Source organism: Streptomyces sp. NPDC018019 (genome assembly GCF_044327805.1).
In the GTDB taxonomy this organism is placed as follows: domain Bacteria; phylum Actinomycetota; class Actinomycetes; order Streptomycetales; family Streptomycetaceae; genus Streptomyces.
In genome coordinates this window covers 1-10,829 of record NZ_JBIRGD010000060.1, presented here as the reverse complement: position 1 = coordinate 10,829, position 10,829 = coordinate 1, and the positions used below count along the sequence as shown (strand labels likewise).

The following is a 10,829-nucleotide window of genomic DNA, read 5'->3' as shown; positions in this document are numbered from 1 at the left end:
CCTGCAGGACCTCCTGCGGTGCTGGACCGGAACCTGCACCACCTGCGGCCGCCCACTGACCAAGACCAGAACCTAACGAAGCACTACTAGGCCGTTTCGTCTGGATCATCTGCTCGCTGGCCTGCTGTGTCGTTGACCGACGTGCAGTGGGCGCGAATTGAGCCGTTACTCCCCGCACCTGAGATGAGGTTCGGGAATTCCGTACCCCAGGACGGGGGTTAGCCCCAGTGACCTGCCGAGAAGCGGGGCGTGGGATGGGCGTACGGAATCGTTCGGCACACGGCACCAAAGGGGCACCATGCGCGTCTCCCGTACTCTGCTCACCTGCCTGCTCGCCACTGCGGCGGCGGGCTCCCTGGCCCTCCCCGCCGCGGCGGCGTCCGACTCTGGTACAGCCGGTACGGCCGGTACGGCCCGCGAGGTCCAGCACGATCTGGACCTGCTGGCCCGGAGCGGCGCGGTCGGGGCGCAGGTGAGGGTGACCGAGGGGGGCCGGACCTGGCTGGCCAGGTCCGGCAGCGCGAAGAGAGCCGGGAGGGCTCCGGTGCCGCGCGACGGGCAGTTCCGCATCGGCAGTGCCACCAAGTTGTTCACGTCGGTGGCGCTGCTCCAGCTCGTCGGGGAAGGGAAGGTGTCGCTGGACGCGCCCCTCTCGCGCTATCTGCCGTCGAGGCTGGTACCCCAGGGCGACAGGATCACCGTAAGGATGGCGCTCCAGCACACCAGCGGGCTGCACGACGTCGCGCGGGACCTGCCGCAGGGCAATGAGCTCATCCGTACGCGCTTCCGCCACTACGACGTGGCCGACCAGGTGCGGCGGGCCGCGGCCAGGCCCGCCGACTTCCCGCCTGGCACCGGCTACGGCTACTCCAACACCAACTACCTCGTCGCCGGCCTGATCATCGAGCGCGTGACCGGCCGCTCGTACGCCGCCGAGGTGCGGGACCGGATCATCGCGCCGCTGGGGCTGCGCCACACGTTCGTACCCGGCGACCGCTCCGCCATCCCTGGCCCGCACGCCCACGGCTACCTGGGCAAGGCTGACATCAGCGCCCTCAACCCGTCCTTCGCCGGCCCGGCCGGGGAGATCGTCTCCACCCCGCGCGACATGGACAGGCTGCTGACGGCGCTGACGTCCGGCGAGCTGCTGCGGCCCGCGCAGTGGAAGGAGATGAACCGCACCGTGGCCACCGGGGAGCCCGGCGCGCGGTACGGACTCGGGCTCAAGGAGCGCAAGCTGAGCTGCGGGCGCACAGCGATCGGCCATACCGGCGGCATCCCCGGCTACGCCACGCTCGCGTTCACCACGCGGGACGGCGAGCGGCGCGTGGTGCTCTCCGCGAACCTCGCCGACTGGCCCGCCGACGAGCGCATCGGCAAGCCCATCGACAGGGCGCTCGACGACGCGCTGTGCGGCTAGGCAGTTTCGTTTCGATCAACGTGCGGACCAGAGGAAGATGCCTGCGATGTGGAGTCCGGCCAGGTAGATGGTCGCGGTCTTCTCATAGCGGGTGGCGATGCCGCGCCACTGCTTGAGTCGGTTGATGCATCGTTCGACGGTGTTGCGCTGCTTGTATGCCTCGCGGTCGAAGGCGGGTGGTCTGCCGTCGTGGCTGCCTCGCCGTAGGCGATGGCCCCGTTGGCCAGCCGGGACAGGGATGACCGCTCGGATGCCGCGCTTGCGCAGATGCCCGCGGATGGCGCGTGAGGAGTGTCTTGTCGGCCAGGACCACGTCCGGTCTGGTGCGGGGCCGGCCGCGTCGGCGGGGAACACGCAAGCGTGCCATCACGTCCACGAAGGCGGGAGCGTCGCCAGACTGTCCTGCGCAGACAACGAAAGTCAGGGAGCGACAGTGTGCGTCGGCGGCGAGATGGTTCTTCGTGCTCAGCCCGCCGCGGGACCGTCCGATGGCATGGTCGTCCGGCTCGCCGGCTGCGCCCCCTTTGCGGGCCCCAGCCGCGTGCTGGTGTGATCGCACGATGGTGGAGTCCACCGAGATGGCCCAGTTCAGACCACCCATCGGCATCGACCTGGGCCATCAACACGGTGAAGACACGCTGCCAGATGCCGTCGACGGCCCACATCCGCAGCCGGTTGTAGACACCTCTCCAGTTGCCGAACTTCTCCGACAGGTGAACAACCCACTGCGAACCCGTCTGGAACTTCCAGGCAATCGCATCGATCACCTCACGGTGATCCCGCCACCGGCCGCCCCGCTTCGGAGCCCGGTCCGGCAGTAACGACTCGATCCCCGCCCACTGAGCGTCAGTCAACGGCACACTCAGACCAACGGTCAGAAGATCCGAACGAAACTGCCTAGGCGCCAAGGCCCACTTACAGCCAGCTCCCAGCCCCCACCGGCAACGCGGGCGGCCTTAACCGGGGCAGCGGAGGGACGATGGTGGGCCGGCCCGTCGCCCCGGACGGCCGCCCCGGGCAGCGGCTGAACACCTGCGGGTAGCGGGTGCGCCGGCGCGAGTAGTCGTCGACGGCAAACTCGTACCACGGCTCGCCGCGCTTGAGGCGCGGCAGCGTGGACGAACTCGCCCGCGTGTCCGGGCATCTGCCCGACGCGAATCTGATGCGCGTCATGGCGGAGATGGACCGGCGCGACCTCGACGCCGCCCTGGCCGACGCCCGCCGGAACCTGATCGGCGCACTGTTCCCCCCGGGGGGGCGCCTGGTCGCGGACCTGTCCGCAGTCGGCGACGACCTGCTCGGCTGGGCCATGCGCTACGCCACCGAGGACGACGTCGAGCGGTTCGCCGCCGAACTCGACCGGCGGTACCCGCCCGCCCCGCCGCCTGCGGCTCTGAGAGGGCGTGGCGGCCGGCCGCGAACGTCAGCCCGTGACCGTCTGCCCTTACCCGCGCGGTGATCTGCGCCGCTCGGCGTGGGTGCGTGGTTACGCCAAGGCCCGCACCACTATCCGACGGAGCCACTCCGCTCTAGGTTGTGTGGCTATGAGCGAAGATCCTGATGGCGGGTCGGGCCGCCCCTCGTCATCGTTATCGCACGCCAGCGATGACTCCGCACGCGCTCACCCGCCCAAGTGGGCGTGGTGGGTCGTAGGGATCGCTATTCCTCTCCTGGGCATCCTTGTCACACTGCTCAGCAGCGGCTCAGAGACACCATCGTCCTCAGCAGCCAAGCCGTCTCCTGGTTCAACTGCCAAGGCAGAGACCACAGCCGCGCCCAGTGCTGACGGGCAGAGCAATGGGCGCCCTCCTGTGCGGTCAGGGCCGGTTGAGTTGTCCATCGCCGGAACGACAGGCGGTGGCTACATCGATCTTGACGCTATTCCGCCGCTGGCGGCCATCTCCGCGGAGCCGAAAGGCACAGACGTCCATATCAGCATGACTACCGGCGCCCCTGACATCAGCATGGACGGAGGGGCGCAGACGCTAGCCGCTCTGCCCGCTACCGAGCCTGAGCCCAGTGAGAAGGCCTGCGCTGAGCGCATCAAGCAGAACGGCACGTATCTCTCGCAGATGTCGAGGGGCGCCCGCTTCTGCGTGCAGACGACCGAGGGACGCACGGCCTACATCAAAGTGGTTGCGGCCCCTGAAGGCGGGGGAACGGTCCGCTTGAAAGCGAAGGTGTGGGAGCTTCCCGAGTAGGCCGCAAACACCTCTATACCTCTTGGGCCCGCCGGTGGCGGGCCCTTTCCCATGTCTACACGCCCTCGGAGGCCGATTCCGTATGCCCGAAGTTGCCACGCCCCCGCTTCGGCCCCCGGCACCGAACCGGGCGCGCCTTGGCAAGATCAGCCGAGGCCAGCGGCAGCAGACCCAACTCTTCCAGCACAAGGTCGAACAGCTCGCGGGCCTGAGAGTACTCACCACGCGCGAGCCCACCCAGCGGGGAAGCGAAGGAGCCTCGATGCCAGCCATCAGGGTGTCCAGGTCCAGCTGGACCAGGTAAGCGTCCGACAACATCTTTCCGTAGAGGGAAGTCCTATCACCGGGAGCCGGGCGGTTGATCAGGCGGCCAGCAATACGCGCTTGCGTAGCAGGCTGAAACCGGCTCAGCCGAACATCTGTCGCTTGAGCGTCTTGATGCGGTTGACATGCCCTTCGACGACGCCGGAATTTCAGGGCAATGTGAGGCCGGCGATGACGTCGTCGCGGTCGCGGTCTATGCCTGCGGCGAGGGTATGAAGGCTGGGCAGGTCGTCCTGCCGGACGGCGGGAGTCAGTCCGGCAGGCGCTCGCCCTGGAGGCCGGTGAGCATGGCCACGAAGGACCGGGTATGACGGGTGAGTGCGTCGAGCTCAGGGCAGTGCGTCCGGACGGCCTTGGGCTGGAGCTGCCCGGATTCGCTGAGGGTGTCCGGGTGCCGAAGGATCCACCCTGCGACGACGCGGGGCGGGGGCGGCCGGGCGGTCACCGCTCATGGCGAGGTGCGCTTCTCGCGCAGGTAGGCGCGAACGCGCTGGTAGCTGCCCGTGTAGTCGAGCGGCACGTTCTCCTCCCAGAGCTTCCACGCATTGGTGAAGCGCTCGTTCCAGCGGCCATCCAAGTAGGGCTTGTAGTCGTCGAGAACCGAGGACCGGCTCTGCCACTGGCCGATGAACAGGTCCTCCGGCTCGGCGAACGGTGTGACGGTGTGCCAGGCCATGCCGATCTGCCGCTGGACCGAGCGCCGGCTGTGTCCTGCCTCCAGCAGAGCGTGGACGGCTGCGTGCCGGGCCCGGGTCCGGTCGGCAAAGCGGTGGCCTGTCGGCCATGGCGACGCCGCCGGGTCCGGCGCCGGAGCGGTCTGGGATCCAGGCTGAGACGCCGGGGGCGTCAGGACACGCAGGCAGCGGCGGTGCTCAGCGACACTCCGCTCGGCGGCCTCGCTTAGGTTGTGCCAAAGGTGCCACCGGTCCCAACCTGGACAGCCTGCGGCGCTCCGGCAGCGGCACCCTCGGCGAACAAGGGCACGCGGTCCCGGCAGACGATCTCGACACCGAGTCGTTGGGCGAGCCAGGCAGCCAGGCTGGATGCCTCCCGGTCCGGGAGCAGATCGATCGGCCGGCGCGTTTCGATATCCACCAGCACGGTGCCGTGGTGGCGGCCTTTGCGGATGGCGTGCTCGTCGACGCCGACCACCCGCGGCGCGGGCGCCTTCAGCTCGGGCAGGGCGTCGGCCAGGCGCAGGACCGTGCTCCGGCTGACGAACACGCCGAGGAAGCAAGCCATTCGGACGGCGGCCCGTCCGGTCAGGTCAAGACCGACTGCGGCCAAGGTGGAGCGCAGCCGCTCGGTGCGCCGTGCGTACCTGCGGGTGAGGCCGGGTACCTGTTCCACGAAGGTCCGCCGGGTGCACATGGTGTTGCAGCAGCAGAACCGCCGAACTCGTAACTGGCGCACGACTCTTCTCTTCGTCCGGCGCTCGGTGCGCCATCAGGAAACCGCAGGTAGCAGCTATGCACTCGAGTCGACCAGGTGCCCCGCCCCGGGCAGGCGGCACTGACCGCCGTGCAGCGAGCGGCAACGCGCACTCAGCGGATGTTCACCGTCGCCGGGCCGGAGGTCCGCTGGCGTACGGGGTGACGGTCGTTCGGGCTGAGCAGACCGTACACCACCGCGCGGTACTGCTGGGCGCCGCGGTGCGCGGCCGTGACGTGTGCGGTGGCCTTGGCCTCGGTCCCTCGTTCGGCCACGGCGCCGCAGGTCAGTTGGTGCCAGGCCTGACCGCCGCTGCGGCTCTCCAGGCATATCCGCAGGTAGTCGGAAGCATCGTCGTCCCCGTGCGCCGTAACCGTGTAGGTCATGTCGGCTGGCGCCGTGTGCGGTGCCGTGATCTCCACACCGCCCTTGGCGAATGCCGGCGCGGCGGCCAGCGCCACTGAGGCCAGGCCCAGTGCACCGATTACGGCCACTCGGGCGCCCCGCGTCTTCATTCCGGTCTTCTTCGTCTCGATCATGAACTTCCCTCGCTCGTACGTGTCTCTTGTGTGGTCTTCGAGTCGTGGTGCTGGGGTGCTCTTGACTCGGGGTAGTCAGCCGATGGGGTTGACGAAGGTGACTGGGTGGGTGGCGCCGTCCTGGTGGATGAGAGGTCCCAGGGCCACTTCAAGGTCAGAGCGGTGGTCTCGTTAGGCGCGGGGTGACAGCCGCGGTGGCGGGCTTTCAGGAGCCCTCCTCGTTCTCCTTGGCCAGCCGAGGTTGATCGTGAAGCCGGTGAAAGCGGTGGAGTCGCCGGGGCGGAGGTGATCGAGCCGCGCTTGGCCACGGAGTGGGCAGGGACCAGGCGGGGCCGATGGCGTTGGGCTTGAGGTCCTTCCCGTGAAGCCGCCGATTTTGCAGGTGCGGCACGCCACTGTCATGCGCCCGCTTCCGGCAGGAGGCTGACCGATCTGAAGGCGTATCTCCAGAGCGGCAGCGTCCCGGGCCAGAACGGGCGGACTGGCCCGGGACACCCCTGGTTACTGCCATGGGCTCGGAGTTGTCTTCGGCCGTGTTGCGCAGCACCTTCAGAGCCGTCGTGACGAGGGGCTGACCGGTACTGCCGCACCATCCAGCAGCCAGCAGCTGTCCCACCGGAGCTAGATTCGGCAGGGCCCGCAGTCACACGGCGACGAGGACAAGAGCCACTTCGCGGTTCGCCCCGCAGCGGCAGAGCACCCAGACGGACAGCACGCGGAACTCGGCATCACGCACCCGCTATGCGGTGCTGTCGAGCGAGCACCGCGTGCGGGCAGTGCGGTGCGTCGCGGCGGCGGTAGGCTTCCCGACAGGTTTCACCCTTGCGGAGGGTAGAACTCACCTTCGGCGTAGCTGTGGACCATGCAGTCCGTGTTGTTGTAGCGGTCGATGAAGGTGCCGGTGAGACCGGTGTATCCCTGGTACGTCTGGTCCAGCGGAAGTGCCTTGCTCACCCGGAAGCGCAGCTGCACATGGACGGACTCACGGGGCTTCAGCGTCTTCGGCCCGGGAATGGTGCCGCGGGCCTTGCCATCGGCATCCCGCAGCGTCTTCCAGGCGCGCTGGGAGGTGTCCCAGTACTGCAGATCGCTGTACGGGCTCAGGTCGCGCTCACCCGGGTTGTAGATGTAACTGCCCGTCCTGGCGCTGAGTCCGAACGACTTCAGTTCCTTCGCCGAGGTGTTGGTGAGCGTGGCGGTGTACGTCGTCCAGGCAGTGCCGAGAGTGATCGTCTCGGGTATGCCGGACGTGCGGCCCACGAGAGTGTCGTTGTGGGGCTGCCCGACGTCGGAGCACTTCGGGAGCTCCGCGGCAGGGGCCGCCTCGGAGGCGGGCGCGGCGGCCACCGCCACGGGGAGCAGGGCGGCCGTCGCGATCGAAGCCGACAGGGCGCGGCGCAGTTTCATGGAAATCTCTTCCCCGGCCCTCAGGCCCCTTGGAGTCTTTGTCTCCAGTGTCATGGGGTTCCAGACCGTGAATTCTCGGCTTATCAGGTTCTTGAGCAATGATCGGACTCGGAACGGCGTCACCGCGTGGTTCGGGCGCGATCTACGCAATGCGTTACGTAATTTCTGATGACTCGCCCGCACAGGAGCACGTGATGTCACGGTCGGCCCTCCCGCCGTCCTGACCGGACCTCAGGGCAGTGCGGACAGGTGGGTCAGCCGATGGGGTTGACGAAGGTGGCGGGGTGGGTGGCGCCGTCCTGGTGGATGAGGGGGCCCCAGGGCCACTTGAGGGTCAGGGAGGTGGTCTCGTCGGGCGGGGTGACGGCGACCGTGGCGGGCTTCCAGGAGCCTTCTTCGTTCTCCTTGGCCACGCCCAGGCTGATGGTGAAGTCGGTGCTGTCGCCGGGGCCCAGAGTGATCGAGCCGTGCCGGGCCGAGGAGCGGGCCGGCGACCAGCTGGGGCCGCCGGCGTCCGGCTTGAGGTCCACGCCCGCGAAGCCGCCGATCGTGCAGGTGCGGCCGCTGGTGTTGGTCAGCACGATGCTGGTGGTCGTTCCGCCGCTCGCGTCGGGGTCCGGCCTCGCGTCCTCGCCCATGGCGAAGGCCGCCTTGAGGCCGGAGGTGTGGCAGCGCTGGACGCCGGAGCCCGCCGTGCCGCCGCGCGCGGCCTGCGAACCGCTCGACTGCTTGCCCGCGGAGCCGGATCCGGTTCCGGTGCTGCTCCTGGCGCCGGAGCCCGCCCTGGCGCCGCTGTCCGCCCTGGTGTCGGAGCCCTGGGCGTCGGCGGAGGAGCCCGTACGGCTGGGGTCCGTGCCGCCGGCTTCCACGGCGGCCAGGCCCGCATCTTCCTGGCCTGCGGCCTTCGTGCCGGAGGCGTCCGAGCCGGAGCAGGCGGTCAGGGCGAGGCCGGCGGCCGCGGTCAGGGCCGCGGCGGCGAGACGCAGGGTACGGCGACGGGCGGTGCGGGTGGCGGTGGAGCTCATTTCGGGTTCCCCCCGGGGCAGTTGGTGATGTTTCTCTTCGGTACGTCATCCACTCTGTCCGGGGGCGCCGGCACGAGACTGCCGTGCCACTAACACCCGGCTAACACATTCCCAGCCCCCTTCTCTGGGCCACAACAGGCCGGGGCCGTAACTCATCGCGCCACCATGCATAGGCGTAGATCGAACGACCGCAGCCGGCCGCGGAAAGGCGCTGGGCCGGTCAGAAAGGCAGACGTTGAGCCCCCGGAGGGCCCGGGCCGGGGAAGCCTCCGCCAGCCCCGGGACTGTCAGTGCTCACCCACATCATGGACGGCGTGAGCGAGCAGATCGACGAGCCTGAGCAGACCCCACCGTGGCGGCCCGGGAACGGACCCTTACCGCAGGTTTAGTGCTGGTCGCCCGGCAGCCGGTCGGCCCTGTACGTCTACGACGACAGCACCTGGAAAGACGCGCTCGTCATGGCGCGCCTGGACCACGCCGACGGCCGCACCGAATACCAGGCCACCCTCCAGACCAGCGGCGACCGGGGCAGCGCCTCCGAGCCCACCGACCGCGAACTCATCCCGAAGACCGCAGTCGGCTGTCCCGGCGGCGGCCGGTGGTATAGGGAAGGGGCGGGCATACGGCGGCGGAGGTAGCCGAGAATGTGCCCTCAGCTTCGGGATCGTTGACGGTTGACCAGGTAGTTGCGTGAGTCTCGCGGACGAGCAGGCACAGGGTCGGGCGGCCCTTCAGTAAGGAGTCCCCCTTGCCGCTGTGGGGCGCAGCTTGTTATGCCGGAAGGCCTGACCACTTGATGGGCTTTTCCAGGGACGAATTGAAGGGGGCGCAGGAAGCGTAAGAGATGGCTCCGGAGGCTGCCACCGCGCCCTTCGGGAACCGGCCGTTCTCGCACCTGACCGCTGCGATGAACGAGCCTCCGACGCACTTGACGCCCACGGTGACGTCGTCGTGCCAAACCATCGCGCAGAGAAGCCTCGCTGTGCCGGCAGACGTTGCGGACGACGTTCCTGCAGTAGCCGTGACTCCTGCCCCGGCCATGACCACGGCTGTCAACGTACTGGCGATCACCCGGTTCATGAACACACCTCTCCGTCCGGGGCGTCGATGCCCCGTGGACAGCTCATGTTGCTCATGTGCAGGAAACAGGGCAATGGTGATGGGGCTGATCAAGACAACGGACGATCTCTTCGTCTGGTTACCGCTTAGGCCGCGTGCTGGCCGAGCGAGCAGCGGACGCACAGCGGTCTCCATCACTCAACGCAGCTGCCGGCCTACGGCGCGCGGGCCCTTCTTCACCATCCACGTCTCGAAGCCAACCCGGCCCCAGTGCTGGCGCCAACCCCTCTCCTGCACCCCAATAGCCACGGTCAGGCCAGGGAGGACCCGTCCGCCGTCCGGCCGCAGCAGCACGCGTTCGGGCAGCGTCAGGTCGGCTTCTGCGCGGTGGCTGCCGCACGGGCGATGCCGGGGTTGGCCCGAATCGCCCCGGCGACCTCATCGGACGTCGGGCCGACGCCTTGGGCAAGCACGGTGCGGCACACCCGGTCTTCCAGGTCGCTCAGGAACTTCAGGACGGGGGTGTACTCGGTGACCGCCTCCTCGTCGTGACCGGCGGCAAGGTCGGCACACACAATCCAAAGCCGCCCGTAGGCTGGTCGGGGGCGCCCCATCTGAGTGGAACGACCGCCCGGGACCGCAGCACGGCGATCGCCTGCCGGGGCACCGGGTGCCGCCGACTCGGGTTCACCGGTCGTGCTTGGCCGTGGTCAGCGTCGCGCGGGCCCCTTCGGGCACCGTGTCGAGTGGAGCGGAGTTTCGCGGTTCAGCAGGGGTGCGCCACTGCAGCTGCACAGCGTCCGCGCAGGGCTGCTCGGCGAGGAGCTGACGTGCTGCTTCCGCGGCCGTAGATGGGTCATCGGCGGCCGTCTGACGGAGGACCTATCCCTACTTCGGGAGGTGAGGCTTCTTGCCGAGGTGCTTGCGGCCTGAGGTCGGGTCTGGGACCGATGGTGCATTCCTCCGTGCGCCATCGGGCCATCGGCATGGGACCAGTTCCATCGGTGATCTCCCGCCGACTCTGGAAGGCGACTGCACCGGTGCCCAACGGACTCGGTCCACGCCTACCGCCCGCCCGAGTAGATCGCCTACCGGGAGCATTAACCCGACATCCGGCACCCGGAAAGGCCACTGTCCTGAAGCGTCACGTGTGGGCGCGCACCCGGTGTCGGTGCCTGCTCCCGGCGGTTGTGCCGCCACACCGGCCGGTCTGTCCGCGTTCGGCAAGCGCGCCCTTGGGCCATTGTCCGCCGCCGTCGGATGGCCCATCCCGTCCTTGCCTCGCTGCAAACAGTCCCCAAGGTGCCTCTCGTCCCAGAACGCCACTTAGACAGCGTTTCCTTTGGTGCTGGTGAGTCGTTGAGCCGTTCATGGTGGGCTTGGTGGAACGGCTGGTACCCGATGAGTTGTGGGAGTTGTTCCG

General features: G+C 68.7%; 11 protein-coding genes and 1 pseudogene. 4 read left to right on the top strand and 8 right to left on the bottom strand.

The window, feature by feature from the left end; genetic code table 11:
- Positions 1-298: 298 nt before the first annotated feature.
- Positions 299-1,420, top strand: coding sequence for a serine hydrolase domain-containing protein (locus ACH4FX_RS42785; RefSeq protein WP_398487299.1), 1,122 nt, complete (start codon positions 299-301; stop codon positions 1,418-1,420).
- Between the two features lie 15 nt (positions 1,421-1,435).
- Here ACH4FX_RS42785 and ACH4FX_RS42780 read toward each other — a convergent pair.
- Positions 1,436-2,298, bottom strand: a pseudogene (locus ACH4FX_RS42780) (IS5 family transposase).
- Between the two features lie 236 nt (positions 2,299-2,534).
- On the opposite strand from ACH4FX_RS42780, the gene ACH4FX_RS42775 reads away from it, so the two are divergent.
- Positions 2,535-2,879, top strand: a complete 345-nt coding sequence (locus ACH4FX_RS42775) for a hypothetical protein (RefSeq protein WP_398487297.1) — start codon at positions 2,535-2,537, stop codon at positions 2,877-2,879.
- Positions 2,824-3,621 carry an Rmf/CrpP fold protein gene (locus tag ACH4FX_RS42770; protein WP_398487295.1) on the top strand — a complete coding sequence of 266 codons (798 nt, stop codon included), beginning with the start codon at positions 2,824-2,826 and terminating at the stop codon, positions 3,619-3,621. The genes ACH4FX_RS42775 and ACH4FX_RS42770 overlap by 56 nt, the downstream gene beginning before the upstream one ends.
- Positions 3,622-4,195: 574 nt before the next feature.
- Here ACH4FX_RS42770 and ACH4FX_RS42765 read toward each other — a convergent pair.
- The 6 genes from ACH4FX_RS42765 to ACH4FX_RS42740 form a co-directional block, all read right to left on the bottom strand.
- Positions 4,196-4,390 (bottom strand): hypothetical protein, encoded by a 195-nt coding sequence (locus ACH4FX_RS42765; protein ID WP_398487294.1) that lies wholly within the window; start codon positions 4,388-4,390, stop codon positions 4,196-4,198.
- 3 nt (positions 4,391-4,393) lie between these two features.
- Entirely contained in the window at positions 4,394-4,621 is a 228-nt protein-coding gene (locus ACH4FX_RS42760) for a hypothetical protein (protein WP_398487292.1), read from the bottom strand.
- Between the two features lie 224 nt (positions 4,622-4,845).
- A complete protein-coding gene (locus tag ACH4FX_RS42755; protein ID WP_398487291.1) occupies positions 4,846-5,295 on the bottom strand; it encodes a transposase in 450 nt (149 codons plus the stop codon).
- Positions 5,296-5,489: 194 nt separating this feature from the next.
- On the bottom strand, positions 5,490-5,915 hold the full coding sequence (locus ACH4FX_RS42750; protein ID WP_398487290.1) for a hypothetical protein: 426 nt from the start codon (positions 5,913-5,915) through the stop codon (positions 5,490-5,492).
- Between the two features lie 816 nt (positions 5,916-6,731).
- Positions 6,732-7,322: a hypothetical protein gene (locus tag ACH4FX_RS42745; RefSeq protein ID WP_398487289.1), complete on the bottom strand. Its 591-nt coding sequence runs from the start codon at positions 7,320-7,322 to the stop codon at positions 6,732-6,734.
- Between the two features lie 254 nt (positions 7,323-7,576).
- Positions 7,577-8,347, bottom strand: a complete 771-nt coding sequence (locus ACH4FX_RS42740) for a DUF4232 domain-containing protein (RefSeq protein ID WP_398487288.1) — start codon at positions 8,345-8,347, stop codon at positions 7,577-7,579.
- Positions 8,348-8,805: 458 nt separating this feature from the next.
- Here ACH4FX_RS42740 and ACH4FX_RS42735 point away from each other — a divergent pair, with 458 nt between their 5' ends.
- The gene (locus ACH4FX_RS42735; RefSeq protein WP_398487287.1) at positions 8,806-8,985 is read left to right on the top strand and encodes a hypothetical protein; all 180 of its coding nucleotides are present in this window, start codon (positions 8,806-8,808) and stop codon (positions 8,983-8,985) included.
- Positions 8,986-9,774: 789 nt separating this feature from the next.
- Here ACH4FX_RS42735 and ACH4FX_RS42730 read toward each other — a convergent pair.
- Positions 9,775-9,981 (bottom strand): hypothetical protein, encoded by a 207-nt coding sequence (locus tag ACH4FX_RS42730; protein WP_398487286.1) that lies wholly within the window; start codon positions 9,979-9,981, stop codon positions 9,775-9,777.
- Positions 9,982-10,829 lie beyond the last annotated feature (848 nt).